Annotated in this window: 26 protein-coding genes; 11 read left to right on the top strand and 15 right to left on the bottom strand. The window is 61.6% G+C overall.

Features of this window, described 5'->3' with window-relative positions:
* Positions 1-541: 541 nt before the first annotated feature.
* The 8 genes from RXV86_RS14020 to RXV86_RS13985 all read right to left on the bottom strand — a co-directional run bounded on the left by RXV86_RS14020 (position 542) and on the right by RXV86_RS13985 (position 9687).
* Complete coding sequence (locus RXV86_RS14020) at positions 542-1678, bottom strand: hypothetical protein (protein ID WP_316300867.1); 1137 nt, start codon at positions 1676-1678, stop codon at positions 542-544.
* A gap of 109 nt (positions 1679-1787) precedes the next feature.
* Positions 1788-5177: an efflux RND transporter permease subunit gene (locus RXV86_RS14015; RefSeq protein ID WP_316300866.1), complete on the bottom strand. Its 3390-nt coding sequence runs from the start codon at positions 5175-5177 to the stop codon at positions 1788-1790.
* 34 nt (positions 5178-5211) lie between these two features.
* Complete coding sequence (locus RXV86_RS14010; protein ID WP_316300865.1) at positions 5212-6675, bottom strand: efflux transporter periplasmic adaptor subunit; 1464 nt, start codon at positions 6673-6675, stop codon at positions 5212-5214.
* Between the two features lie 117 nt (positions 6676-6792).
* The gene (locus RXV86_RS14005; protein WP_316300864.1) at positions 6793-7233 is read right to left on the bottom strand and encodes an NUDIX domain-containing protein; all 441 of its coding nucleotides are present in this window, start codon (positions 7231-7233) and stop codon (positions 6793-6795) included.
* On the bottom strand, positions 7230-7772 hold the full coding sequence (gene moaB, locus RXV86_RS14000) for a molybdenum cofactor biosynthesis protein B (protein ID WP_316300863.1): 543 nt from the start codon (positions 7770-7772) through the stop codon (positions 7230-7232). Before moaB ends, RXV86_RS14005 begins: the two co-directional genes overlap by 4 nt.
* Before the next feature lie 7 nt (positions 7773-7779).
* On the bottom strand, positions 7780-8376 hold the full coding sequence (locus RXV86_RS13995; protein WP_316300862.1) for a metallophosphoesterase family protein: 597 nt from the start codon (positions 8374-8376) through the stop codon (positions 7780-7782).
* A 45-nt stretch (positions 8377-8421) separates the two neighbouring features.
* The gene (locus tag RXV86_RS13990) at positions 8422-8826 is read right to left on the bottom strand and encodes a hypothetical protein (RefSeq protein ID WP_316300861.1); all 405 of its coding nucleotides are present in this window, start codon (positions 8824-8826) and stop codon (positions 8422-8424) included.
* A gap of 57 nt (positions 8827-8883) precedes the next feature.
* Positions 8884-9687, bottom strand: a complete 804-nt coding sequence (locus RXV86_RS13985) for a uracil-DNA glycosylase (protein ID WP_316300860.1) — start codon at positions 9685-9687, stop codon at positions 8884-8886.
* 435 nt (positions 9688-10122) lie between these two features.
* Here RXV86_RS13985 and RXV86_RS13980 point away from each other — a divergent pair, with 435 nt between their 5' ends.
* The 7 genes from RXV86_RS13980 (at position 10123) to plsY (ending at position 15201) form a co-directional block, all read left to right on the top strand.
* Entirely contained in the window at positions 10123-11073 is a 951-nt protein-coding gene (locus RXV86_RS13980) for an aspartate carbamoyltransferase catalytic subunit (RefSeq protein WP_316300859.1), read from the top strand.
* Complete coding sequence (locus tag RXV86_RS13975) at positions 11070-11648, top strand: hypothetical protein (protein ID WP_316300858.1); 579 nt, start codon at positions 11070-11072, stop codon at positions 11646-11648. Before RXV86_RS13980 ends, RXV86_RS13975 begins: the two co-directional genes overlap by 4 nt.
* A gap of 222 nt (positions 11649-11870) precedes the next feature.
* Positions 11871-12296, top strand: coding sequence for a hypothetical protein (locus RXV86_RS13970; protein ID WP_316300857.1), 426 nt, complete (start codon positions 11871-11873; stop codon positions 12294-12296).
* Positions 12289-12747: a hypothetical protein gene (locus RXV86_RS13965; protein ID WP_316300856.1), complete on the top strand. Its 459-nt coding sequence runs from the start codon at positions 12289-12291 to the stop codon at positions 12745-12747. Before RXV86_RS13970 ends, RXV86_RS13965 begins: the two co-directional genes overlap by 8 nt.
* On the top strand, positions 12744-13328 hold the full coding sequence (locus tag RXV86_RS13960; RefSeq protein WP_316300855.1) for an aspartate carbamoyltransferase catalytic subunit: 585 nt from the start codon (positions 12744-12746) through the stop codon (positions 13326-13328). The genes RXV86_RS13965 and RXV86_RS13960 overlap by 4 nt, the downstream gene beginning before the upstream one ends.
* The gene (pyrC, locus tag RXV86_RS13955; RefSeq protein ID WP_316300854.1) at positions 13325-14596 is read left to right on the top strand and encodes a dihydroorotase; all 1272 of its coding nucleotides are present in this window, start codon (positions 13325-13327) and stop codon (positions 14594-14596) included. The genes RXV86_RS13960 and pyrC overlap by 4 nt, the downstream gene beginning before the upstream one ends.
* Complete coding sequence (gene plsY, locus RXV86_RS13950; RefSeq protein ID WP_316300853.1) at positions 14596-15201, top strand: glycerol-3-phosphate 1-O-acyltransferase PlsY; 606 nt, start codon at positions 14596-14598, stop codon at positions 15199-15201. The genes pyrC and plsY overlap by 1 nt, the downstream gene beginning before the upstream one ends.
* A 179-nt stretch (positions 15202-15380) precedes the next feature.
* Here plsY and RXV86_RS13945 read toward each other — a convergent pair whose 3' ends face one another.
* From RXV86_RS13945 to RXV86_RS13935, 3 genes are all read right to left on the bottom strand, one after another.
* On the bottom strand, positions 15381-16751 hold the full coding sequence (locus tag RXV86_RS13945; RefSeq protein ID WP_316300852.1) for a glutamate--cysteine ligase: 1371 nt from the start codon (positions 16749-16751) through the stop codon (positions 15381-15383).
* 69 nt (positions 16752-16820) lie between these two features.
* Positions 16821-17336 (bottom strand): hypothetical protein, encoded by a 516-nt coding sequence (locus tag RXV86_RS13940; RefSeq protein WP_316300851.1) that lies wholly within the window; start codon positions 17334-17336, stop codon positions 16821-16823.
* Positions 17333-18061 carry a 16S rRNA (uracil(1498)-N(3))-methyltransferase gene (locus tag RXV86_RS13935; protein WP_316300850.1) on the bottom strand — a complete coding sequence of 243 codons (729 nt, stop codon included), beginning with the start codon at positions 18059-18061 and terminating at the stop codon, positions 17333-17335. The genes RXV86_RS13940 and RXV86_RS13935 overlap by 4 nt, the downstream gene beginning before the upstream one ends.
* 12 nt (positions 18062-18073) lie before the next feature.
* Here RXV86_RS13935 and ubiA point away from each other — a divergent pair, with 12 nt between their 5' ends.
* The 3 genes from ubiA to RXV86_RS13920 all read left to right on the top strand — a co-directional run bounded on the left by ubiA (position 18074) and on the right by RXV86_RS13920 (position 21345).
* Positions 18074-19045, top strand: coding sequence for a 4-hydroxybenzoate octaprenyltransferase (gene ubiA / locus RXV86_RS13930; protein WP_316300849.1), 972 nt, complete (start codon positions 18074-18076; stop codon positions 19043-19045).
* 61 nt (positions 19046-19106) lie between these two features.
* On the top strand, positions 19107-21032 hold the full coding sequence (locus tag RXV86_RS13925; RefSeq protein WP_316300848.1) for an OmpA family protein: 1926 nt from the start codon (positions 19107-19109) through the stop codon (positions 21030-21032).
* Positions 21019-21345 carry a hypothetical protein gene (locus RXV86_RS13920; protein ID WP_316300847.1) on the top strand — a complete coding sequence of 109 codons (327 nt, stop codon included), beginning with the start codon at positions 21019-21021 and terminating at the stop codon, positions 21343-21345. The genes RXV86_RS13925 and RXV86_RS13920 overlap by 14 nt, the downstream gene beginning before the upstream one ends.
* 20 nt (positions 21346-21365) lie before the next feature.
* Here the strand turns inward: RXV86_RS13920 and RXV86_RS13915 are convergent, their stop codons facing one another.
* From RXV86_RS13915 to pgsA, 4 genes are read right to left on the bottom strand one after another with little or no spacing between them, the layout of a single operon-like run.
* The gene (locus RXV86_RS13915) at positions 21366-22547 is read right to left on the bottom strand and encodes a crosslink repair DNA glycosylase YcaQ family protein (RefSeq protein WP_316300846.1); all 1182 of its coding nucleotides are present in this window, start codon (positions 22545-22547) and stop codon (positions 21366-21368) included.
* Positions 22547-22987, bottom strand: a complete 441-nt coding sequence (locus RXV86_RS13910; RefSeq protein WP_316300845.1) for a molybdenum cofactor biosynthesis protein MoaE — start codon at positions 22985-22987, stop codon at positions 22547-22549. Before RXV86_RS13910 ends, RXV86_RS13915 begins: the two co-directional genes overlap by 1 nt.
* Before the next feature lie 2 nt (positions 22988-22989).
* Positions 22990-23235 carry a molybdopterin converting factor subunit 1 gene (gene moaD / locus RXV86_RS13905; protein WP_316300844.1) on the bottom strand — a complete coding sequence of 82 codons (246 nt, stop codon included), beginning with the start codon at positions 23233-23235 and terminating at the stop codon, positions 22990-22992.
* Positions 23235-23906: a CDP-diacylglycerol--glycerol-3-phosphate 3-phosphatidyltransferase gene (pgsA, locus tag RXV86_RS13900; protein WP_316300843.1), complete on the bottom strand. Its 672-nt coding sequence runs from the start codon at positions 23904-23906 to the stop codon at positions 23235-23237. Before pgsA ends, moaD begins: the two co-directional genes overlap by 1 nt.
* A 367-nt stretch (positions 23907-24273) precedes the next feature.
* Between pgsA and RXV86_RS13895 the strand changes: the two genes are divergently transcribed.
* Positions 24274-24894: a sulfotransferase family 2 domain-containing protein gene (locus tag RXV86_RS13895; RefSeq protein WP_316300842.1), complete on the top strand. Its 621-nt coding sequence runs from the start codon at positions 24274-24276 to the stop codon at positions 24892-24894.
* Positions 24895-24908: the final 14 nt, after the last annotated feature.

Raw genomic sequence — 24908 nt, 5'->3', positions numbered from 1 at the left:
GGTCACTCCCGCCCCAGACCACATCGATCAACCGATCCTTGCTGACCTGCTCGCCCGCATTTTCGGCAAGAAAGACCAAACAGACCAACAGGTCGAACACCCGAGGTTCCACCGCCACCGGCGCACCATCACGAGTCTGCGTGTAGCGCTTGGTGTCCAACTCGCAATCGGCAAAACAGTATCGCAGGAAATGGCCCAATTTCCCCTTGGTTCCCCCGAGAGTCAGGCGAAACGCAGTACAAATCAAGAAAATCACAAGAGTTTCTAAAGGACATCTTCAAGCGGGCACTTCCCGGGTGGCGCAACATGAACACAACACAGCAAAGGAGACACCCGATGACACAGCAACCCGAATACAAAACCCTGCCTGGCGGTTCGATCGACTATCAGCACTATATTCGCCAAAGCCACGCCATCCGCAGCCCTGGACCACGTCGCCTGCTACCATTCGGTTTACCGCTGGTTCACACCGCTCTTGCCGCGCCTGGCCGAAAGGAACCTCGCGCATCCATCTCGCGGTCAGCACCCGAATGCGCCTGCCTCAGCTGTCCTTGGCCAGAACTTTGCCATCGCTGAGCAAAAGGTTGGTCCAGCCCGATGCGCCGCCAAAGCGGTTGTAAAGACTCAAGAACACCGTGTTCTTTTCCATCCTTCCGATCTTGGCGCCACAGGGCTTGGTCCTGCTCACACCGCAGGTGCGCGACTTGAGCTTTTCATAGGCCAGATCGGTCGGCTTTTTCGACCGCGCCTTGACCGGCAGGCCATAGCGCAGAGCCTCGTACATGCCGGCGCTGCCAAACACCGCCAGCGCGGCGGTAAACTGCCGCGGGCAGCCATCCTTGAAACCGGTGACGTAGAAAGTGTGCAGGCCCAGATTGCCCGGCGCACTGTCATAGACCCGGTATTTTGCGCCTCGTTCGGGATACTTCGCAACCTCGCGGCCCAACTGCCCACGTTTGACGTGACAGGCGCGCGCCACCGCGCCGAAGGGCAAAACTTCGCCCGCAGCAACTTCGCGCGCATCCGGTCCGGTCAGGCGCGCGGCCTTCTTCTTGGAGAAAAGCCCCGTCCGGGCAGCTTTCTCGGTCTTCGCGGCGTCCTCGACCGCGTCATCCGTTGCTGTATCCGGGGTCAGCGATGCCCGTTGCAGGGTTTCCGGCTTGGCTTCCTTCTTACCGCCCCAACCAAAGAGTCCACGTTTCCTGGTCGACACCTCGGCCACATCAGGCGCGGCGTCCGCCGGTGCTTCCGTCTCGGCGGTCGCAACCGGCACGACTTCGTCCGAAGTTTCCGCCGGGGCCACACGCTCGGCCTGGGTCTCCGGCTTGGGTTTCCGTCCGAACAACCATCCGCGTTTCCTGGGCTTGTCATCCGGCGCGGCCTGGGGCTCTTCGTCCACCTGCGAATCAACCGGTTTGGTCTCGACCGTCAGCTCGTCGCCATCGGGTTTCACGGCCTCTGCGGCGGCCTCTTGCCCATCGGACGTGATCTCGCGCTTGCGCATTACGCGCTGGAAGAACCCGACCTTTTCGTCGGTTTCCTGCGGTGCGGCCACGGCCTCGACCACAGGGGTCGACTCAACCACGTCAACGTCCTGAAGGCGCGGCACATCCTTCAGAGGATCACCGGCACAGGCCGACAGGACCACGAAACCCAAGAGGAAAAAAAGATGGCGCACGCGCAGGCTACCCCCCAACCGCATCGGTTTCCGGTCATATCCGATCCGCCCCCCGCTGGTCCAGTGCGACAGGAGGGCTCGGGCCAATTTTGGCCGAATAACCGGGATGCTACCCCCGGGCGCGCCGCTGTGACGCGACCCGCAGTACGCCACCAATGATGAACAGGAACAGAGCGATCACCAACACGCCGCCGACAAACAGCGCCAACCCCAGAGACAGCGCATTACTTTGTGCCACCCCCCCAGGCAACAGCGCCGCAACCCCGGGCCAGAGTGCGCCCGTCCAGGCCAAATGCCCCATCGTCGCCGCTAGCCAGCCCAGCACCAGAACGGCACCGGCAAGGCTGACCCCCTGCACAACGCCCGCCCCGCGCCGCGCCCGCAGCGCCCGGCGAAACGCCGTGATCTGGCGTTTCACGTCCGACTGAATCGCGATCAGCGCAGGCACCACCAGGAGCACCAGGAACACGCCGAACCCAAGCCCGTAGACCAGTGTAATGACCGTGGGTTTGAGGAATTGCGCCTGCTGCGAGCGTTCATAGAGCAGCGGCGCCAGCCCGATCACCGTGGTCGCCGTGGTCAGGAACACCGGCCTGAGCCGGTCCGCCGTGCCGTCAATGATCGACGGCACCAGCCCGCGATCCTTGGCGTAATCGTCAATCGTCGTGACCAGCACGATCGAGTCGTTGATGATAATCCCGGTCATGCCCAAGAGTCCCACAACCGTGAACATGCTCAGCGGCACATCCCAGGCATGGTGGCCATAGATCGTGCCGACAAGACCAAAGGGAATGATCGCCATCACCACCACCGGGCGGGTCCAACTGGAAAACACCCAGGCCAGCACAAGGTAAATACCTGACAGGCACAGCATCAGCCCCAGCCGCGCGTCATTGAGGAAGTCGTCCTCCTGCTCGGACAGGCCCGAGAGTTGCCACTCGACCTGATAGCGCGCCGCGATATCGGGCAGGATTTCGTTTTCCAATGCCGCCATGATCTCGGCGTCACGGTCCGGGTCGTCACCAGCAATATCGCCCGTCACGGTCACGGTCCGGATCCCGTTTTCGCGTCGCACCGTGGAGAACCCGGTGCGGTTGGAGACGCTGACGATATCCGCCAGCGGCACATAGACCCCGTCCGGGGTACGCATCTGTTGGCGCTCGAGGAAATCTGCGGTCAGTTCGTCCTCGGGCAGGGTCACGCGGATCTCGGCGCTGCGTGGCCCGTCGGGGAAAGTTGCGGCCTCAAGCCCGTTCAACCGGTTGCGCAGCACGCGGCCCAGACTGTCGATTGTAAAGCCCAGTGCCTGGCCCTGCGCCGTCAGGTCCAGGATCAACTCGTCCTTGTCATAGGCGAGATCGTCCTCAACCGCCGTGACCTCGGGGTAGCGGCCAACCGCGGCCTCAAGCGCCTGCGCCGCTGCCTTCAGGGTTCCGGCCTCGGCGCCAAAGAACTGTACGTCCAGCGCCTCGCCGCCGGGACCCGAACGCCAGCCGCGGGCGCTGAAGGTTTCGACCAGCGGATGACGCTGCACCTCATCCTGCAATCGCGCCACAAAGGCAAAACTTGAATAGGGTCGGTCGTCGGCATCGATCAGTTCGATGGCGATCCCGCCCAGATGGTCCTGATCTTTGGTGCCCGCCACCCACAAGGGCCGGCCCGAATTGCCACCTACCTCGGCCACCGCATAGGCCACCGGATTCAGCCCATGTTCCTGCTCATAGGCTTTGCCTACCGCCTCGACCGCGCGCTGCACTTCCAGCATCATCGCGCGGGTGTCTTCACGGGTGGCGCTCGGCGCCATCGCCCAGTTGGTGGTCACACTGCCGCGTTCAGGCGCGTTGAAGAAGCGCCATTTAACGTCACCACTGACGAACAGCGCCGTTTGGGTAGCGAGTAACAGAACCGCCCCCGCCAGAACCGGGTAGCGCAGCCAGATCACACCGGCGATGAAGGGTCTGAACAGGGTCTCGCGCATCCAGACAAAACCGCGATTAACCAGGCGCGACGGCAGGTCATACCAATGCTCTTTCTCTGAATGTTTTAAAGAGTGCGCCATATGGTTGGGCAGGATCAGGAAACACTCAACCAGGCTTGCAGCCAGCACGGCGATAACAGTAAACGGAATATCGGCGATCAGGTCACCAAATCGTCCCGATATCACGGTCAGACCGAAAAAGGCGATGATCGTGGTCAGGGTCGCGGAAAACACCGGCAACGCCATGCGGTTGGCGGCATTTTCCGCCGCCTGAACCGGGCTTTCACCGAACTTGCGATAACGCGCATCGGCATGTTCCCCCACCACGATGGCATCGTCCACGACAATACCCAGCGTGATGATCAGACCGAACAGCGACACCATATTTATGGTCAGCCCGAAAACATACATCAATGCAATCGCCGCCAGCATCGAGGCCGGGATCCCCGCCGCCACCCAGAAAGCGGTGCGCGCATTGAGGAACAGAAAGAGCAGCGTCACCACCAGCATCAGCCCCACCGCGCCATTGTCGAGCAGGATATTGAGACGATCGGTGATCGCCTCGGCCCGGGTGCGGATCAGGTCGATGCTCACCCCCTCGGGCAGGGTCGCCTGCATCTCTTCGGCGACCTCCTCGACCTGGCGCTGCAACTTGATCGCGTCGCCCTGGACCGAGCGGTCCACCCGGATCGACGTGGCCGGGTTTTCACCGACAAAATAGCTGCGATTGCGGTTGGTACCTTCGACCCGTAACTGTGCCACATCCCCAACGGTCAGCTTTGATCCGTCTGGGTTAACCTTTAAAACCACCTGCGCAATCTGCGCCGCGCTGCGCTTTTCGATCCCGGTGCGAATCCGCGCATTGGCACCTTCCACGTCGCCTGCCGGGTCGGCATCGACCTCCTCGGCAATCGCCTTGGCGATCTGGGCAAACGTGATGTCATGGGCAATCAGGTTGACGGTCGGCACCTCGACGACCGTGCGGGGCGCGGCAACGCCGCGAATGGTGGTGCGTGTCACCCCGGCGGCAAACAGCCGTGTCACAAACTCGTCGGCAAACAGCCCCAACTGGTCCGGCCCGACCGGGCCGGTGATCACCACATCCGTTACCCGGTCATGCCAGGCTCCGCGCTTGACCTTTGGCTCGTCGGCCTCTTCGGGCAGGGTGGTGACCGCATCCACCGCCGCCTGCACGTCATCTGCGGCGCGCGCCATGTCATAGCCCGGTTCGAAGTTCAGCGTGATCCTCACCTTGCCTTCGGTCGAAGTCGCCACCGAGCTTTCCACACCCTCGACCGCCAAAGCCGCTGGTTCCAGAACCTGCACGATGGCCGCGTCCACATCTTCGGCCCCGGCGCCTTCCCAGGTGACATTGATCCGCACATTGTCGACGATTACGTCGGGAAAGAACTGCGCCCGCATCCGCGGCAGCGCGGCAATGCCCGCGACCAGAAGTATCATTAACAGAAGGTTCGCAGCCGTGGCATGGCGGGCGAAATAGGACAGCAGACCGCGCCTCATTTCATCAGCTCCGGATCATGGTAAGGACACATGATCAGCCCCCAATCCGCTCTTCCAGCCGCTGAACCATGCGGGCGGGAACCTTGGGTTGGCTCAACGCCGTAAGGATACGGTCGCGCATTTCCTCAGGCATCCGGGTATTGGCCTCGACAAAGGCCACCAGCTTGGCCCGGCGTTCATCGCTCAATTCCAGCAATTCGGGTTCTTTCGGGGCCTCGGCCCCCTCTGGCCCAACCCGCAGCGGCTTGACCTTGATTCCTTCTCCCAGAAGCGGCGAGCGCGCGGCCACCACCTCGCGGCCATCAAGCCTGTGGCCACGCACGATAACGTCGTCGCCTTGCCTCCGCAGCAGTTCGACCTCGATCAGCTCCAGCCGGTCCTCCGGGCCCAACACCAGAACCGTGCCATCCGGCCCCAACGCCCCGGCAGGCAGGCGCACAACACCGTTGAGTGGTGCCTCGTCAATCTCGACGGTGACAAAATCCCCAGGCTTCAACCCACGTGCGCTGTCGATCCGCGCAAAGACCAAGCGTCCGGTCTGCCCCTCGCCCACGGCGGCACTGTCGCGACTGATCTGACCTGTAGCTTCAAGCGCCACGCCGAACACATCCAGGCGCACCCGGATCGGCGCCTGGGTCAGCTTTCCGTCAACATCCAACAGCCGGGCGTAGCCCCGCGTCGACAGGCGGAACGCCACCTCGAGCGCCAAATTGTCGATCAGTTGCGCCACCCGTTCGTTCGCGCTCAACAGCCGCCCCTCAACCACACTCACACCGCTCAACGTGCCCGAGAACCCGGCTTTGAGCTCAGTTTCGGCCAGCGTTCGTGCAGCATCATCTCGGGCAATCTGCCCCCGGGTGAGCCTTGTCGCCGCCTTGTCGACCCGCGCCTCGGCCTGGGCCAGTGCCTGCCGGCGCGCCAGCACAGTGGCGCGTGCCGCACTTGCCGCCAGTTCAGCGGTTTCCACCTGCGCGTCGGTACCAACCCCCCGGGCGCGTAAATCTTTCTGCCGCATGAAGGCACGCTCGCGCAGATCCGACTGCTCCTCGGCGGCCTTCAATTCGTCCCTTGCCAGGATCAGCGAACGGTCGGCATCGCGCGCCTCATCCTCTGCATCCTGCAGGTCACTTGCCACGCGCGCCAGCGCCGCCTCGGCATCCGCCGGATCGATTCGCAGCAAGAACTGACCTTGTTCGACTTGTCCGCCTTCGACAAAATTCTCTGCCAGTTCAATGACTTTACCAGCCACAGCGGCGCGCAAATCCAGCGTCCGGCGGCTTTGCACCTCCCCATAGGCGGTCAGAACCGGGGCCTCCTGCCCGACTTCGGCCCGTACCACGTTGACCGCGAACATCCGTTCGCGCGCCTGGGTCGGGCGAGCGTCGCGTGCCATCCGCTCCTGCACCGCGTCGCGCAGCATGACGGCCGCGTAAAACAGCACGCCCAGCGTAAGCGAGAGAAGGAAAAGCCCGGTCAGGCTCTGACGAAGAAAACGCATCAATGGGCCCTTTGTTGCACACCCGTGATTTATCAGTGGATAAGTCTAACGCACCCACCAGATAAGCCAAGCCACAACACTGTTACGTGAGCACGGCGAATTTCCGGCGAAATTTGGTTATATGAAACCAAGATCACTGAACGCCTGCCGCAAATTGGCGATCAGGGGGAAACGCGCCAGCTGATCGCGGTTCAAAAACGCAAAACCAGCCCCTTCACCCAATCGAATGTCCTGGGCGGCCACCGGCCTTTCCAACTGGAACACATGCAGTACACCGCCGCCATGTGCAATCGTTGCAAATCGGCAGAGCGGGCGGATCACATCCCCCGACACGTCCACCCCGGTTTCCTCGAGAAACTCGCGCTTTGCCGCCTGCTCCAGTGTCTCGCCTGGCTCGACCTCGCCGCCGAAACAACTCCACAGCCCCGGTGCCGCCACCCCGGGCAGGTCATCGCGTAAATGCATCAGAACCCGGCCCTGTTCGTCATGGGCCAGCATTCCGGCCCCGCGCCAGATCACTGTCTCCGGCACTACGCCAATGTCGCGGAACCCACTCACTTGCGTCTCAGATGTTCATCCAGCCGTGGCATGATCTCAACAAAATTGCAGGGCGGATGGCGGTAATCCAGCTGGTGCACCAGAATCTCGTCCCAAGCATCCTTGCAGGCTCCGGTACTGCCCGGCAACGCAAAGAGGTAAGTGCCGCCGGCAACCCCGCCCGTGGCCCGGCTCTGGACCGCGCTGGTGCCGATCTTCTTCATCGATACGATGGTGAACACGGTGCCGAACGCCTCGATTTCCTTTTCGTAGACATCGCGATGCGCCTCGACAGTCACATCTCGCCCGGTCAGGCCGGTGCCCCCGGTCGAAATCACCACATCGATACCGTCGTCGGCGATCCAGGCGCGCAGCTGCTCGGCAATCTGCTCACGCTCGTCGCGGATGATCTTGCGATCGGCCAGGATATGCCCCGCACCCTCAATCCGTTTGACGAGCGTATCACCCGAGCGGTCCTCTTCCAACTGCCGCGTGTCCGACACGGTCAACACCGCGATGCGGACTGGTATGAAGTCGTTGTTTTCGCCGATCTTGCTCATGGTTGCCTCACAATTCAAACCAGTTGGCAAAGGGGCCAAGGTTGACGACGCGCGTTTCACCAATTCGCCCTTGCTGCTGCCAACTGTCGTGGATATGGCCGCAAAGCACCAGCCCCGGTTTGATGCGCTCTATCGCCGCCCTGATCGCGGTTGATCCCACCGAAATCCCCTGCGATGTCTGATCCACCACGCCCTTGGGTGGCGAATGGGTGATCAGGATGTCGGCCGCCTTGCAATCGGCCAACATGGTTTCGGCCTGTTCCTCGGTCAGATCACAGGACCAATCGCCAAATGGTGTGAGCGGAACACCATAACCCAGGCCGAACAGTAGTAACCGACCTTCGAATTCGATCCCGTCGCCGTGCAGCACATTCGCCCTATTGCCCGCTGCCGCACGCAGTTCCTCTGCACTCTCGGCATTGCCCGGCACCAAAACCATGGGCGCACGGATGCCGTCCAACAGCGCAAGCGCCTCATCCAACCCCCTGCGTGCATTGCAGAAATCCCCGGCACCAATCACCAAATCCGCATTTTGCGCAGCCTCTACGAGAGACGCGGCTTGTTTCCCGCTGGCATGCAGGTCGGAGAAGGCGAGAAGTTTCATTTTTTCCTCAAGCTTTGACACCGCACCGGGCCACACAGCGGCCGATCAAGCGCCGTCCTCCTCACAAGGCTCGGGATGCAACAGCCCAAACCCATCTGTCCAGCTGCCTGTTGTCTGGCTCAGGAAATTCGTCATCGGACAGAACTGTGTCCGAATATCCATTGCCCCGTTCCACATCGTCAATCCAGATCGTACCGCACGCCCCGCCCCTGTCGCATCGCCGACGAATCCGACGATATCGAGCATGGCGTGGTAGCCGCAGCCGGCCGGGCCCAGATGATCAGGGTTCAGCCCTAGTGTGCCGAAGGCGCGATAGCTGACCGAACGAAGCGCCGACCCTGTCAGCGTGGGTTCGCCAAAGACCGGATTCCAACCGGATATAACCGTTTCCGCCGGCAAAATCGCTGGAATCTCAGCCGCTGGTGCTTCTGTCACAACGCCGCCGGCCATCGCAGGCCCGCATAGCAAGGAAGTCAACATCCCCAGTATCGCCCGGTTTTTCATCCGTCACGTTCCCAATCTGGCCTTCACGCTCAGCAAATCAGCCCAAGTTTCACGCTTGGCGCTTGGGGTTCTTAGTAGATAGGCCGGATGAAACATAGGTAAAGCGGGGCGGCCAAATGCCTCAACCCAATTTCCGCGCAACCGGGTGATCCCTCGACGACCCAACACCGCCTGGCAGCTGATATTGCCCATCAGGACCACGATGTCCGGATTGGCCAGCGCTACGTGGCGTTCGAGGAATGGCAGCATCATGGCAATCTCTTCCGGTTTGGGATCGCGGTTCTGCGGCGGACGCCACGGCATGACGTTGGTGATGTAAACCGGGGCCTCCGCTTTGGCACGGCCCATGCCGATCGCCAACAGCATCCGGTCCAGCAACTGCCCGGCCCGGCCGACAAACGGCTTCCCTTCGCGGTCTTCGTCGCGGCCCGGGGCCTCGCCGACGATCATCAGCTTCGCACCGGCAATGCCATCGGCAAACACCAGCTGCCGCGCGCCGCGTTTCAACTCGCAATGCTCATAGCTGGCCATCGCCGCCTTCAGCGCATCGAGGTCCTGTGCCGCCTCGGCCAGGTGCCGGGCCTCGCCCACGGTATCGACCGCTGGCACATCCGCCGCGCGCACCCTCTGGGCGACCTGTTCCTGAGCCACCGCTTGCGGCGTGGCGGCAGGCTGTTTTGCTTTGGGTGCCGATTGCGGCAAGTCATAGCGGTCGACCGGTGCTTCACCGATCGCCTCATCCGCCCCGAGCTCGACCAGCCAGTCCAGCGCCGCTGCCGCGGCATGATAATCCAACGCCGATTCCATGGCTCCAACCTATCCGATCCAGCCCGCCACCTGAACCGATGAATTGCGCCAGTAGGGTTGCGCCGCCTGACGGCGTCGCCCGGGTCCTAGCTGCGCTCGGCCCCGCATGGCATCTGGTGGCGCCGAGCTCACGCTCGGCGTGGTTCCTCAATTGCGATTGAAGCGCGCGCTGCAACGGTTGGATTTGAGAATTTCGACCAAGTTCGACCAAGAAAGAGTCCCGGCTTGCATGGTCCCTTCATCTCTATCTTGGTGAAAATACTCACCTGCGCAACGACAACCCCTAAAAGTGACGCCCAAACGAGCGGTGAACACGCTTTGTCATGCGGGGTGGGCGGGTGGGAGCGTGGCAAAGCGAGTTCCTTCGCCAACCGCTAGACTCCGTCCCCTCCCCTTCCTATAACCGCCCCAGTCACGACAAGAGAGGCGCCGCCCATGAGCTTTCCACACCGGCATCTTCTGGGGATCGAACCGCTCTCTCCGTTGGAAATCACCACCGTTCTCGACCTTGCCGATCAATATGTGACGCTCAACCGCTCGACGGTGAAGCATTCCGAGGCGCTGGCCGGGCTGACCCAGATCAACATGTTCTTCGAGAACTCGACCCGCACCCAGGCCAGTTTCGAGCTGGCGGGCAAGCGGCTTGGGGCGGACGTAATGAACATGGCGATGCAGGCCAGTTCCATCAAAAAGGGCGAGACCCTGATCGACACCGCTCTGACGCTGAACGCGATGCATCCCGATCTGCTGGTGGTGCGGCATCCTAATTCCGGCGCTGTCGACCTGTTGGCGCAGAAGGTGAATTGCGCCGTGCTGAACGCGGGCGACGGGCGTCACGAGCATCCGACCCAGGCGCTTCTCGATGCGCTGACCATCCGCCGGGCCAAAGGCCGGCTGCACCGGCTCAACATCGCCATCTGCGGCGATATTGCCCATTCCCGCGTGGCGCGCTCGAATATCCTGCTTCTGGGCAAGATGGAAAACCGCGTCCGCCTTGTCGGCCCACCGACCCTGATGCCGAGCCAAATCGGCGAATTCGGGGTCGAAGTCTATGACGACATGGAAGAAGGGCTGAAGGACGTCGACGTGGTGATGATGCTGCGCCTGCAGAAGGAACGCATGGATGGCGGCTTCATCCCGTCTGAGCGCGAGTATTATCATCGCTACGGGCTGGATGCCGAGAAGCTCTCGCATGCCAAATCCGACGCCATCGTCATGCACCCCGGCCCGATGAACCGCGGGGTCGAGATCGACGGCGACATTGCCGACGACATCAACCGCTCGGTAATCCAGGAACAAGTGGAAATGGGTGTCGCGGTACGCATGGCGGCGATGGACCTGCTGGCCCGCAACCTGGCCCCAGCGCCCCAGGCCGTTATGGCATGACCACTGCGCCAGGCAGCGAAGGGACAACGATCGACATCCCCGCTGGTGAGCATGACATCCTTCGGCTTTTTGCCATCAACCTGCCCCGCGAAGCGATGCGTGAGATGCTGCAACCGGTAAACGGCACACAGCCCACCCCCTCACCTGCCGCCCAGTTGTTGGGCATCGGCGGTCTCGACGACCGCCACGCCGAGCTGTTCGACACGACCGATCTCGCGGGACTGGGCCTTAGGGGCTATCTGAGCGAGGGCTACGACCTTGCACCCGAAACCCTTGCCCCCGATGCCGCCCGGCTCGATGCAATCAAGGGCTATGCTCTGTTGCTGCTGTCCCAGGCCTTTGATCGGAGGGCCACACGGCTTTCTCCCATTCGGTCGCTGAATCTGGTTGCCACCTATGCACTGCCCGGGGCCGACAACCGCATGGGACGGTTCACCCCGCCCGGCAGCCGCGCCCGCATCGGCGCGACAGGCACCCCTTCCGACATGCCCCGCACCCGATCCCCCTGGCCCCCGTTGCTCTTGCTGATCGCGGCAATTGCCGCCATCCTACTCTGGCAAATCTTCACCCTATAATCCCGACCCCGAAAGAGACCCCACCATGTCCCAGGAAGACCCCAAGGATCCACGCGCCAGCGGCATGGTCGCCATGGTGGCGCTTCTGGTCATGTTCGCCTTGATGGGCATAATGATCTGGGTTGCAGGATGAACACATCAGGGCCTCATAACCCTAGCGACCCTGCCCCGGTGACTCAGTTCCAGGATGGCGAGCAACTTCTGGGAACATGGAAGCCGCAAATGTTTCTCTTTGCCCAGCGCGCACTGATGCTGGCCTTTGCCACCGCCGTGGTGCTGGCCAGCCTCGGCTATCTTACGCTGGTGCAATGGCTGATTGCGGTGCCCTGCTTTACCGTCATTTTCCTGATCGTGTTCGACGATATCACCACGTGGTTCCGCCACCGCAACGATCGTTGGCACTTGACCAACCGGCGATTGATCTACGAGCGTGTCGGCGCGCCGGAAGAGGACGCTGCCGTGCCGCTTGCAAGAATCGAATGGATGCGCCCCTGGTTGTGGTGGGCGCTGCAATTGGGGTTCGAAGGCGGAACATCGACTGCGATGCGGTTCGTTTCCCGCCCACGCGAGATCCAATCGGAAATCGAGGCCGCACAGAAGGCCCTGCACCCCGACGCTCCCAAACAAGACACTGAATCCCATGCCTGACGCACCCGACCTGAAATACGACAACACTCCGACCGCTCCGCTGAACGAGGGCGAAGAGCTGTTGGCCAGCCTCACACCCGACCGCGGCACCTACATCCGCGATCACGCCTGGATGGCGGCGATTGCCATGGGCGTCGGCATGGCGATCCTCTGGGTGCTGGGCAATCCGCATGTCTGGACCGGGGCGATTGGCGGGTTGGCGGCGATTATCCTGCGCGGCTGGTATGTCGCCTCAGACGAACTCACCCAACGCTGGGATCTGACCGATCGTCGCCTTCTGGGTCCCGGGGGCCGCGCAATCGGTCTGCGCGAGGTCAAATCGGTCAATACCCTGATGTCGGCGGTGCAGGTGGTCACCCAGTCTGGCGGCAAAAACCTGATCAAATATCAACTCGACGCAAAGGCCGCCAAGGCCCTGATCGAACGCGTCCGCGCCGGAGGGCGGCCATGAACACCCCCACCGGGCAGCAGAATGTCATCGCCACCGCGGGATGGGAAGACATCCTGCGCGACGGCGAAGAAATCCTCTGGCAGGGCCGCCCCAACACGAAACTTTCGCTGTTGCCGGTGCGCCCGATGCAGGTCGTGATGGGCATCTTTTTCACCGTCTTTGCGATTTTCTGGGTTTCCATGGCGATCTCGATGACTTGGTCTTCGAACGCACCCTGGTTCTTCCGCTACGTCTTCCCCCTGTTCGGGATGATCTTCGTCTTTGTCGGGTTGCACATGGCCGGAGGTTATGCCTTCACCCGCGCCTATCGTGCCCGCCATACCTGGTACACGCTGACCAACCGCCATGCCTTTGTCGCCACCAACTTGCCGCTCAAGGGGAAACGCTTGAAATCCTACCCGATCACCGTCAAAACCGCGCTGGACTATGACGGCGGTCATCCCGGGACGATCTATTTTGCCCATGACGTGCGACGCGGCAGAAACGGCACCTACCGGGTACCCGTCGGTTTCGAACGGATCGAGGAGGCCTCCGAGGTCTATCGGCTAATGCGCGACATCCAATCTGGGGACGAGACATGAAAACCCTTCTCACCAATGCCCGCCTGATCGACCCCGAGGCGCAATCCGAAACCCCCGGTTGGCTGCTGATCGAAAACGGCGTCATCTGCGAAACTGGCACGAAAGAGCCGGGCGAGCAGGTTGACGAAACCATCGACTGCAATGGCCACTGTCTCGCCCCCGGTATCGTCGACATCGGCGTCAAGGTCTGCGAGCCTGGTGAACGCCACAAGGAAAGTTATCGTTCCGCGGGCCTCGCCGCCGCAGCCGGTGGTGTCACCACCATGGTCACCCGCCCCGACACCCTGCCCGCCATCGACACGCCCGAGGCGCTGGAGTTCGTCCGCCGTCGCGCCAACGAGGCTGCCCCGGTCAATGTCCTGCCGATGGCCGCCCTGACCAAGGGCCGCAAGGGTCGTGAAATGGCCGAGATCGGCTTCCTGATGGATGCCGGTGCCGTGGCCTTCACCGATTGCGACAGCGTGATCGCGAATCCCAAGGTGTTCTCCCGCGCCTTGACCTACGCCAAAAGCCTCGGCGCGCTGGTCATCGCCCACGTCCAGGACCCGATCCTGTCCGACGGTGCCGCCGCCACCTCGGGCAAATTCGCTTCGCTGCGCGGCCTCTCGGGGGTCTCGCCCATGGCCGAACGCATGGGGCTCGACCGTGACCTCGCGCTGCTGGAGATGACCGGCGCGCGCTATCACGCCGATCAGATCACCACGTCGCGCGCCTTGCCTGCGCTGGAACGGGCCAAGAAGAACGGGCTCAACATCACTGCCGGCACCTCGATTCACCACCTGACCCTGAACGAGCTCGATGTTGCCGACTACCGCACGTTCTTCAAGGTCAAGCCACCGCTGCGCTCGGAAGACGACCGTCTGGCGGTGGTCGAGGCGGTGGCCTCGGGCCTGATCGACACGATCTCGTCGATGCACACGCCACAGGACGAGGAAAGCAAACGACTGCCGTTTGAAGAGGCGGCCTCGGGTGCCGTGGCACTGGAAACCTTCCTGCCAGCCGCCCTGCGCCTTGTGCATGCGGACCAGCTGACTTTGCCGCAGCTTTTCCGCGCCATTTCGCTCAACCCGGCCAGACGCCTGAACCTTGCCTCGGGCCGCTTGTCATCCGGCGCACCAGCCGACCTGGTCCTGTTTGACCCGAACAAACCCTTCGTGCTCGACCGCACTACGCTTAAATCGAAATCGAAAAACACCCCATTTGACGGCCAGCGTATGCAGGGTAAGGTGACCGCCACTTATGTCGGCGGAGAAAGGGTTTACGGCTGATGCCATTCATCGAGGCCAGCTACGGAACGCTCGCCCTCTGGGCGGTGCTTGGCTACCTTCTGGGGTCGATCCCCTTCGGCATAGTGCTATCCAAGCTCATGGGGCTGGGCAACCTGCGCGAGATCGGCTCGGGCAATATCGGGGCGACCAATGTCTTGCGCACTGGTTCGAAAAAGGCCGCTGCATTGACACTGCTGCTCGATGGCGCCAAGGGCGCGGTCGCCGTCTTGCTGGCGCGTTGGATTGTCGGCGAGGACGCGGCCCAAATCGCCGCTCTCTTCGCTTTTCTCGGCCATTGCTTCCCGGTCTGGCTGGGCTTCAAGGGCGGCAAGGGCGTCGCCACATTCCTTGGCATCATGCTGGCACTGGCCTGGCCGGTGGGGCTGGCCTGTTGCGCCACCTGGCTTTTCACCGCATTGCTGAGCCGGATTTCATCGCTCTCGGCTCTGTTTGCCGCCGGGTCGTCACCGCTCTGGATGCTGGTTTTCGGCGTCAACACCGCCATCATTCTGGGCGCGATCCTGACCCTGCTGCTCTTCTGGCGCCACCGCGAAAACATCGCCCGGATCAATGCCGGAACCGAGCCGAAGATTGGCAAGAAGTAACCATTGCAAACAAGCTCTGACCCGTGCGTTCGGCCCAATCTTAACCAATTCCGCCGAAATCAGGGGGCACACCGTTCGCGGGACAGATACCCGACAGATGCCAGACGGATTCCATACACCCATTTTCGACGAAAACGGCGTTAAGAAAGGTTAAATTCTCTTAACCGCTCGTTTACCGATCAATAGGCGAACTCTTCGTAAATCCGGCTCAGATCGCCATTCCATTCACCTTGATAGCGTTCCAGCAACTCGTCGGCGGGCACCTTGTGATCGGTCACCGAATCCTCCAGCGCGTGCAGGAAATGGCGCTCGTCTGGCACCATGCCCCCGGCCCCCGGTTTGGCCCGCGCGCGCAGTCCCTCACGGGCAATTGCCAGCACCTCACCGGCCAGATCCAGCATCCGCCTCCCGCCGACAACCGCCTGCAAACCCATGACCGAGGCCTCGACCCGCCAGGCTTCACGCGTTTCCGCGTCCCAGTCCTTGACCATGTCCCAGGCCGCATCCAGAGCGGTCTGATCATACATCAGCCCAACCCAAAGGGCGGGCAGCGCACACAGGCGGCGCCACGGACCGCCATCGGCGCCGCGCATCTCGATATATTTCTTCACGCGGGCTTCGGGGAAAGCGGTGGTCAGGTGGTCGGCCCAGTCGCTCAATGTTGGCGTCTCGCCCGGCAACGCGGGCAGCTTACCCTCTAGAAAATCACGGAAACTCTGGCCCAGCGCGTCGATATACTCGCCGTCGCGATAGACAAAATACATCGGCACATCGAGCGCATAATCGACCCAACGTTCAAACCCGAACCCGTCCTCGAAAATGAACGGGATCATGCCCGTGCGCGCCGGATCGAGATCACGCCAGACTCGGCTTCGCCAGCTTTTGTGACCGTTCGGTTTACCCTCGAAGAAGGGTGAATTGGCGAAAAGCGCCGTGGCCACCGGCTGTAGCGCGATCGCCACCCGCATCTTCTGCACCATGTCGGCCTCGGAGCCGAAATCGAGGTTCACCTGCACCGTGCAGGTCCGCCGCATCATCACCCGGCCCATGGAGCCGACTTTCTGCATATAGGCGTCCATCAGTTTGTAGCGCCCTTTGGGCATCAACGGCATCTGCTCGTGGGTCCATTCCGGTGCCGCACCAAGGCCGATGAAGCCGACGCCAACCTTGTCGGCGATATCCTTAACATCGACCAAATGAGTATTAACTTCGTCGCAGGTCTGGTGGATGGTTTCCAGCGGCGCGCCCGAAAGCTCCAACTGCCCGCCCGGCTCCAGGCTCACATTCGCCCCATCCTTTTGTAATCCAATGAGATTTCCGCCTTCGAGGATGGGTTCCCACCCATGCCCGTCACGCAAGCCCTCCAGCACCGCCAGCACCGAACGCTCCCCTTCGTAGGGAATTGGTAACAATGTGTCCTTACAGTAGCCGAACTTCTCATGCTCGGTGCCGATCCGCCAGTCTTCGCGAGGCTTGCAGCCATCGGACAGGTATTCAGCCAATTGTTCGCGCCGCTCGATCGGGCCGCCGCCGGACTGGGGAATGGACATTGGTCAGGTCTCCGATCTGATCGCGCTAAAACTGTCGAAAGGAATCTCTGCGGCGAAACCTCGCAAGTGTCAATGCAGCCGCGCCGTGTTCTTCTGCCAGATCACGAAACTGTTGTCGCCCTTGGCCGAAGAGGCCTCGATCACCCGGTTGTAGCTGGCGCCGGGGAAATGTGAGAGCGCATCAAGCAGCTTCTCGGCCTTGGCCGCGCCGGCCGGGATGCGTGCCTTGTGGCCATCCTCGTCGGTGAACACCCAGACCATAGAGCCCCCGGCAAAGGTGTCGATGTCGATCCGAACGATCTGTGACAGCGGGACGACGATACCCCCCTGCGGTAACAGGTAGCTCAGCCGCGCCTCGTCAAGATCAACCACCCCGACACCGCCACTGCGTGGCCGCACCCGGGCCCGCTGCAGCCCGGTGATCAACAACCCCAGCCCTATGATCAGAACCACCCAACCCAGCCAGTTCAGGATGCCGTAGGCCGTGAAGGCCCAGTTCGCGCCCAGGGCGGTCACAACCGCTCCGAACACAACTTCGCGCCACCGCCAGAAGGCGTCACGCGCCTCGGGTCGGATCAGGTTCATTGCCAGTCCCCCAACTGTGTCTGCCACAGGGTCATTGCTGCCACTGCCGCCGTATCGGCGCGCAAGATACGCGGCCCAAGCGCCACTGGATGGGCAAACTCCAACTCCGACAGGCGTTTGCGTTCGGTGTCAGAAAACCCACCCTCCGGCCCGATCAGAATCGCCCAGGGCTGGCCTGCGAGGCCGCTCGGTAGAGCAGAAGCCCCCCCCGCCAGCGCCTCGTCACAAAACATCAACTGTCGCCCGTCGGGCCAACCGGCCAAAACCCGATCCAGACGCGCCAACCCCTTGACTTCGGGGACATATGTCCCCCCGCATTGCTCTGCGGCCTCGACGGCGTGGGCCTGCAACCGATCCTGCCGGATGCGCTCGGAATTGGTGAACTCGGTCTGCACTGGGCAAATCGTTGACGCCCCCATCTCGGCCGACTTCTCGACAATGAAATCGGTGCGCGCCTTTTTGATCGGGGCAAACATCAGCCACAGGTCGGGCGGGTTGCGCTGTTCGCCGCTTTGCGCCTGGCACGTCAACACGCCACCACGCTTTCCAGCCTCGACCACCTCGGCCTGCCATTCTCCGTCACGCCCGTTGAACAGGGCGACCGCGTCACCCACCGAAAGCCGCATCACGCCGAAAAGATAATGCGCCTGTGGCCGCTCCAACGGAACGCTCTGTCCTTCCCCCAAAGGGTGCTCTACAAAAAGCCTGATCTTCGCCGGTTTCATGAGGCAGACCATATGAGCCAATCCGACCAGACGCCAGAGCCAGACGGCCAAGTTTCCGACGCCGTGACCGGCAATTGGGTTGATCACACCGCGCCTGCCTGGACTCGCCCTTACCTCAGGCTCAGCCGCGCCGACCGGCCCATCGGCACCTGGTTGCTTCTGATCCCTTGCTGGTGGGGCCTTGTGCTGGCGATGCTACATGACGGGCAGGTACGGTGGGAGGACCTGTGGATCTTCTTCGGCTGTGCCATGGGCGCCTGGCTGATGCGCGGCGCGGGCTGCACCTGGAACGACATCACCGACCGCAAGTTCGACGCCCAGGTCGAGCGCACCCGCTCACGGCCCATCCCCTCGGGGCAGGTCAGCGTAAAACAGGCAGCGGTCTGGATGGGGCTTCAGGCGCTGATTTCCCTGGGCATCCTGTTGACCTTCAACGTGAATGCCATCCTGCTGGGATTGCTGTCCCTGGGCCCGGTGGTGATCTACCCGTTTGCCAAACGTTTCACCTGGTGGCCGCAGGTGTTTCTCGGTATTGCCTTCAACTGGGGCGCGTTGCTGGCCTGGACCGCTCATACAGGAAAACTCGAAGCCCCCGCCGTGATCCTCTATGCCGCCGGCATCGCCTGGACGCTGTTTTATGACACAATCTATGCCCATCAGGACACCGAAGATGACGCGCTGATCGGGGTGAAATCCACCGCGCGGCTATTTGATCAGGACACGCCGCAATGGCTAAGGCGGTTCTTTGTCGCCACGATCAGCTTGTTTGGCCTTGCGGTCATCGCCGCCCTTGTCGGGTTCAACGACAACCCGATCGTCCTGCTCCTGGGCCTGACCGGCGTTTGCGCCATGGGTTGGCATCTTGTCTGGCAGATGCGGCTGGTGCAGCTCGACGATCCCGAGCGTTTGTTGATGCTGTTTCGCTCAAACCGCGATACCGGGCTGATCCCCCTGCTGTTTTTTGCCGTTGCGCTATTCCTTTGATTGCAACCTCCTGCCCAGCGTTTTACAGACATCACAAGGAAATCCCATAAGATAGGGTTCGATGCGTCTTTCCTCTCTCGCCATCATCGCCGCCACGTTTCTTGCGGCCGCCATCGCAAGCCTTTTCGCGGCCAGCGCAGCCGTCACCTTGATCGAGGAAAACTCGGAATACGGGGTACGCCAGGCTTTTGACACCAAGGGGCTGACCTGGGCCGAAGTTCATGCTGACGGTTTGCAGGTTTTCCTGACCGGCACGGCGCCAAGCGAGGCCGGACGGTTTTTGGCGATTTCGACCGCGGGTGAAGTGGTCGACGCGGCCCGCGTGATCGACCAGATGGAAATGGCCGCGACAAGGCGCCTGACTCCGCCGCGATTCTCAATCGAGATTCTGCGAAATGATGCGGGTATTTCGCTGATCGGGCTGATCCCGGCGGAAACCGACCGTGAGGACCTGCTGGAGCAGCTCAGCCGCATCAATGGTGAGGACGTGGCCGACCTGCTGGAAATCGCCGACTACCCCACCCCCTCGGGCTGGGACAAGGCGGTTGACTATGCCGTCAGGTCGCTAAGTTCGCTGCCACGTTCGAAAATCTCGGTGGCCGCCGACCGGGTGGCGATCACCGCCATGTCCGACAGCACCGACGAGAAACGCAACCTCGAAACCGAGCTTAGCCGCAAGGCGCCCGACGGAGTGCGTGTCACCATGGACATCTCGGCACCGCGCCCGGTGATCACACCGTTTTCGCTGCGCTTCCTGATTGACGCCGACGGTGTCCGGTTCGACAGCTGCTCGGCCAATACCGAAGAGGCCCGCGACCGTATCCTGCACGCTGCGACAGAGGCTGGTTACTCCGGCAAGGCCGCTTGCACCATCGGCCTGGGTGTACCCTCGCCCAATTGGGCCCGTGCAGCGGAAATGTCGATTGCCGCATTGGCTAAACTGGGGGGCGGTTCGGTGACATTCGCCGACGCCGACATCACCCTCGTCGCTGCAGAAGGTACCGAGCAGACCAGTTTTGATCAAATCATCGGCGAGCTGGAAAACACCCTTCCGGAGGTTTTCGCCCTGCATGGCGTCCTGCCCAAGGTCGAAACCGAAGCCGAGCAGAGCACACCGGAATTCGTCGCCACCTTGTCACCCGAGGGGCTTGTGCATCTGCGTGGCCGGATGAGCAACACGCTGTCGCGCGAAACCGCGATCAGCTTTGCTCAGGCGCGGTTCGGATCGGGCGTGGTGCACAGCTCGGCCCGGCTGGACGATAACTTACCCCTGGACTGGCCGGTTCGGGTGCTGACCGGGCTCGACGCGCTGGCGAAACTGTCGAACGGCGCGGTGACCATCACGCCGGACAATATCAGCATCTCTGGCAACACCGGCGACCCCGATGCCAATGCCGATATCTCGCGCCTCCTATCGGAAAAGCTGGGCGAAGCCCAAACCTTCGACATCAAGGTGACCTACCAGAAAAAACTGGACCCGGTGGCTGGCTTGCCCACCCCGGATGAGTGCATTGCCGCGATCAAGGCTGCCCAGAAGCAACAGAAGATTTCCTTTGAGCCCGGCTCGGACACGATCGACGGCGGCAGCCGCAAGACCGTCGACACCATCGCCGAGGTGCTAAAAACCTGTGGCCAGATCAAGCTTGAGATTGCCGGTCACACCGACAGCCAGGGCCGCGAAGTGATGAACCAGCAACTCAGCCAGGCCCGCGCCCAGGCGGTTCTGAACGGGCTGCGCGAACGCCGGGTGTTGACCTCGACTTTCTCGGCTGTGGGATATGGTGAAACCCAGCCCATCGGCGACAACAAGACCGAAGAAGGCCGCGAGGCCAACCGACGGATCGAGTTTACCCTGATCAAACCCAAGCCGATCAAAGAGACGGAAACCACGCTGGAAAGCGTAGAAAAGACCGAACAAGGCGACACGACCCAGCAGGATGGCGCCTCGCAAACCCCGGCACAAGGAGTTCCCGATGACACGGACTGAGTTCATCATTGCCACCGCCATCATCCTGTTTGTCGCCTTCTGCACCGGATGGTTCGCCAACTGGCTGCTCCACCGATTCACCCGCGTGGCACGCTCGGATGTGGAAGAACTTGAGAAGATGGCGCAAGAGCTGCACGAGGCCGAGGAAACACGCGATCAGGCAATCACCTATTTGCAACAGCGCGAGGCCGAGCTGACCAACCAGCTGAGCCAGACTGAGGCGGAATTGTCGGCGGCGATGGACGGTCTGCGCGATGCCCGTCACGAGGCCGAAGAGCTGCGCGCCTACGCCGATCAGCTGCGCGGGACCTGAGAAACTTACGTAGAGTGGGTTTACCCCGCCTTCCCAGCTTCGAAACGCACATCCATCACGCCAACCAGCCGGGCAAACCGTATCAGTTCCGCCTCCAGCTTGCCCTGCCGTGCAGAGGTCCATTTCACCCCCGGCTCGACCCAGGTTTTCGTATGCGTCAGTAGCCCTTTGGCGCGATCTGCCTTGGCTTCGATCCTGCCAACGAATCGGTCCCCTTCCAACAGCGGATAAACGTAATACCCCCATTTCCGCTGGGCGGCTGGGACAAACATTTCCACCCGGTAGTCAAAGCCAAAAAGCCTCTCCAGACGGTTGCGATCACGGATCACCGGATCAAATGGGTTGAGGATGCGCAGGCGTGAACTGGGCCTGTCCAGTCGCGCCAACCTGTTCTCGATATCTGCAGTGGCCCAGGCCCGGGTCAGGCTGCGGTCGGCATTCTCGATCTCGACAGGCACCAGACCGCCGGAATTGGCACTGAGCCATGTCTTTGCCTCGAGTGCACTCATCGCATCCCAGAACCGCTGAATATCGCCTTGGGTGCCAAAACCCATCCGTTCCAGCGCTGAGTTGCATAGCCAGTCGATTTGTTTCTCGTGCGAGACCTCTTGCTGGCGCAGTTCCTCCGGGAATACCCGTTCACCCAAGTCATAGAACTTGGTGAAATTCACCCGGTGACAGGTCGCCAGTTCGCCCGCATACCACATGTAGTCCAGCGCCTGTTTGTGCGGCGGGCGTTGCCACATGTGTTTCTTTGTTCCCTCAACCTTGCTGTCGAAATCATGGGTCGAAAGCGGCCCCTCGCGGGCGATACGGTCGCGGATTTCCGCGCGGCCATCGGCATCTGGCATGCCCGCCCACCAACCGGCATCGCGAATCCTGGCTGCGCGCCGCTCGAACTGGCGCTGCCAATAGGGCAGGAACTGCATAGGCAGGACAGACGCGTCATGGGTGAAGTGCTCGAATATCCCGCGAGATTTCAACAGCTTGCCCAACATTGGCTCGCGGTAATTCTGGTTGCGCGACCACAGAATATGATGATGCGCCCGGGCGATCACCCGAATCGTATCGAGTTGCACAAAGCCCAGTTCATGGATCAGTTGGGCTAAATCCAGCGCCCCGGTCGGCGTTGCCGCCAACCCCTGCGCATCCAGCCACAACCATCGCGCCTGACGGTTGGGGATGCGCAGCGCCGCACCCATTACCAGCGGTCCAGTGCGTCTTCGTCCTCAGCCTTGGCGGCAACCCAGTCGGACCCGTCGGCGGTCAGTTCTTTCTTCCAGAACGGCGCCCGGGATTTCAGGTAGTCCATCAGGAATTCCGCCGCCTGGAAAGCATCGCCGCGATGCGGTGCGGCGGTGGCCACCATCATAATCATCTCGCCTGGTTCCAGAGGGCCATAGCGGTGAATGATCCTGACATCGCCCAGTTTAAACCGGGTCAGCGCCTCGTCCGCATGCGACCGCAGCGCCTTTTCGGTCATGCCTGGGTAATGTTCGATTTCCATTCGGGCCAGCGTACCATCGGTGTCACGCACCACGCCGGTAAAGGTCACGATGGCGCCCATCTCACTGTGCCCGGCGGCAAACTCCGCCGCCTCGGCACCGAAATCGAATGCCTCTTTCTGAACCCGGACATCCATTGTCAGCCCCCGGTCATCGGCGGAAAGAACGCAACCTCGCGCACACCGTCCAGCGACGCGGTGAACTCGGACAGTTCCTGATCCAGAGCAACCCGCAGGGCGCTGAGATCGGCAAAGGCCGCCTCATAGCGCTCTTCACGCGCCTTCAGCTCTTCGATCAGATCGGCAACCGTTGCGGCCGAGGTTTCAACCGTTTCACGCGGCACGCCGATCCGTTCGCGCACCCAGGCAAAATACAGCACATCCATCAGGTATCCTCGCTCAGGTGAGGGGTTGATTTGCGGAAATAATCCCACCCGGTGATCAGCGTCAGCACAGCTGCGATCCACAACAGCCACAACCCGATCAGCCCTGACCACTGCATTGCGGCAGCCTTCCATTGCAGACCTTGCACGTCCTCGATCTCACCAGCAAAGGTTGCGTCGATCATCGACTGGTCCATGCCCCAGGAGGACATGATCAGGTGGTGTTCAAAAATGCCCTTCGAAAACAGAACCGCAATCGCGATCATTTGGGCCGAGGTCTTCCACTTGGCCAGATTCGTCACCTTCAGCGTGCCCGCGGTATCGCCCAGAAACTCCCTGAGTCCCGAGACGAAAACCTCGCGAAATAGGATCACCGCGGCAGGCAGAACCAGCCAGGGTGTCCAACCGGCACCGGAATAGCCGACAAGAACCATCAGGGCGATCACGACCATCGCCTTATCGGCGATCGGATCGAGCATCGTGCCGACCTTGGTCTGCTGGCTCCACGCCCGCGCCAGGTAGCCGTCGAACCAATCGGTTACCGCCGCGCTGGTGAATAGCAACAGCGCAAACCAGTCCGCGTAAGGCCTTGTGAAATATAAAAACATCACCGGCACCAAGGGCGCGGCCAACAACCGCAGCGCGGTCAGGATATTGGGGAGTGTCCACTTCATCGCAGGTGTTCTAACGCGGTTTTCCTGGCGGGGAAAGTGCCGCGGTTTAACGGCATCGCACGGTCCCCTTCAGGGGGGGTGTTTTTTGCCGGCAGTCCGTCGGCTCTCTATCGGGCATTTTTTCGGACACAGGCTAACGATAAAGCAAGTTCGCGCGATGCAGGGCGGCAGCCAATCGCATTCAAACCGGCGGGTTTTTGCGCGCCCCTCCCTGGTTGAGCAAATCTGTGCCTACTCCATTTTGCCTAAGCGGCCGTTTTTCGTAACACAGCGACGGAAATTCGGAACGGCAACGTTTCACCCTGAATTCCCCCGGACGCAGGGGGGTGACCCGAAAACACACAGTTTAAGCAGGACTCGTGTTGCAATGATCAGTTACCGGCGAGGATTCGTCTTTGTCCATATCCCCAAGACCGGTGGCAAAAGCGTCCGCAAGGCGTTGCGGGCCTACACGCTGAATCCAAGCGAGCGTTTCGTTCAATACTTCGCCACCCGCACCTCGCGGCGTGACGTCTATGGCATCGACGTGGCCACGTCCCATGCAACCGCACGCCGCTTGCGCAACATCATCGGCTCCGACACCTGGCACGAATTCTACAGCTTTGCCTTTGTACGCAATCCGTGGTCAAGGGTGGTGTCGGAATATCACTTCCACAAGAAACGCCCGGACTCTGCATATCACGATCTGGCCACCAACGGCACGCTCGAGGATTTCGTGACCCACCTTCATGCCAAGGGAGCCGGTCAGCAGGTCGACTTTGTTTACGACGACGATGGCAATCAGATCGTCGATTTTGTCGGCAAGGTGGAAAACTACGCCGAGGATTTCGCCCGTGTCTGCGCCCGTCTGCGAGTCGTGGCTGCGCTACCCCACAAGAACCAAACCCGGCACGGCAGTTACCGTGACGAGTTGACCCCAATGGCACGCGATCTCGTGTCCGAACTCTACGCCGACGACATTGCCGCCTTCAGCTACAGGTTCGAATGACCCGGCGCGGTCCG

It is taken from the genome of Aliisedimentitalea sp. MJ-SS2 (assembly GCF_032586155.1).
Lineage (GTDB): Bacteria > Pseudomonadota > Alphaproteobacteria > Rhodobacterales > Rhodobacteraceae > JAWHTC01.
Note: the sequence above shows the minus strand (reverse complement) of the source record. Positions and strands in the feature narration are given on the sequence as shown.

Bases quoted from the DNA above. Each gene is read 5' to 3' on its own strand.
- RXV86_RS13995 (WP_316300862.1), bottom strand. From the start codon at position 8,376: ATGAAACTTCTCGCCTTCTCCGACCTGCATGCCAGCGGGAAACAAGCC.
- RXV86_RS13915 (WP_316300846.1), bottom strand. From the start codon at position 22,547: ATGGGTGCGGCGCTGCGCATCCCCAACCGTCAGGCGCGATGGTTGTGG.
- RXV86_RS13935 (WP_316300850.1), bottom strand. From the start codon at position 18,061: ATGAAACCGGCGAAGATCAGGCTTTTTGTAGAGCACCCTTTGGGGGAA.
- RXV86_RS13945 (WP_316300852.1), bottom strand. From the start codon at position 16,751: ATGTCCATTCCCCAGTCCGGCGGCGGCCCGATCGAGCGGCGCGAACAA.
- RXV86_RS13980 (WP_316300859.1), top strand. From the start codon at position 10,123: ATGAGCTTTCCACACCGGCATCTTCTGGGGATCGAACCGCTCTCTCCG.
- RXV86_RS13975 (WP_316300858.1), top strand. From the start codon at position 11,070: ATGACCACTGCGCCAGGCAGCGAAGGGACAACGATCGACATCCCCGCT.
- RXV86_RS13965 (WP_316300856.1), top strand. From the start codon at position 12,289: ATGCCTGACGCACCCGACCTGAAATACGACAACACTCCGACCGCTCCG.
- pyrC (WP_316300854.1), top strand. From the start codon at position 13,325: ATGAAAACCCTTCTCACCAATGCCCGCCTGATCGACCCCGAGGCGCAA.
- moaB (WP_316300863.1), bottom strand. From the start codon at position 7,772: ATGAGCAAGATCGGCGAAAACAACGACTTCATACCAGTCCGCATCGCG.
- pgsA (WP_316300843.1), bottom strand. From the start codon at position 23,906: ATGAAGTGGACACTCCCCAATATCCTGACCGCGCTGCGGTTGTTGGCC.
- RXV86_RS13910 (WP_316300845.1), bottom strand. From the start codon at position 22,987: ATGGATGTCCGGGTTCAGAAAGAGGCATTCGATTTCGGTGCCGAGGCG.
- plsY (WP_316300853.1), top strand. From the start codon at position 14,596: ATGCCATTCATCGAGGCCAGCTACGGAACGCTCGCCCTCTGGGCGGTG.
- RXV86_RS13960 (WP_316300855.1), top strand. From the start codon at position 12,744: ATGAACACCCCCACCGGGCAGCAGAATGTCATCGCCACCGCGGGATGG.
- RXV86_RS13970 (WP_316300857.1), top strand. From the start codon at position 11,871: ATGTTTCTCTTTGCCCAGCGCGCACTGATGCTGGCCTTTGCCACCGCC.
- RXV86_RS13985 (WP_316300860.1), bottom strand. From the start codon at position 9,687: ATGGAATCGGCGTTGGATTATCATGCCGCGGCAGCGGCGCTGGACTGG.
- moaD (WP_316300844.1), bottom strand. From the start codon at position 23,235: ATGGATGTGCTGTATTTTGCCTGGGTGCGCGAACGGATCGGCGTGCCG.
- RXV86_RS13895 (WP_316300842.1), top strand. From the start codon at position 24,274: ATGATCAGTTACCGGCGAGGATTCGTCTTTGTCCATATCCCCAAGACC.
- RXV86_RS14010 (WP_316300865.1), bottom strand. From the start codon at position 6,675: ATGCGTTTTCTTCGTCAGAGCCTGACCGGGCTTTTCCTTCTCTCGCTT.
- RXV86_RS13920 (WP_316300847.1), top strand. From the start codon at position 21,019: ATGACACGGACTGAGTTCATCATTGCCACCGCCATCATCCTGTTTGTC.
- RXV86_RS13940 (WP_316300851.1), bottom strand. From the start codon at position 17,336: ATGAACCTGATCCGACCCGAGGCGCGTGACGCCTTCTGGCGGTGGCGC.
- RXV86_RS13990 (WP_316300861.1), bottom strand. From the start codon at position 8,826: ATGGCCGGCGGCGTTGTGACAGAAGCACCAGCGGCTGAGATTCCAGCG.
- RXV86_RS14015 (WP_316300866.1), bottom strand. From the start codon at position 5,177: ATGAGGCGCGGTCTGCTGTCCTATTTCGCCCGCCATGCCACGGCTGCG.
- ubiA (WP_316300849.1), top strand. From the start codon at position 18,074: ATGAGCCAATCCGACCAGACGCCAGAGCCAGACGGCCAAGTTTCCGAC.
- RXV86_RS13925 (WP_316300848.1), top strand. From the start codon at position 19,107: ATGCGTCTTTCCTCTCTCGCCATCATCGCCGCCACGTTTCTTGCGGCC.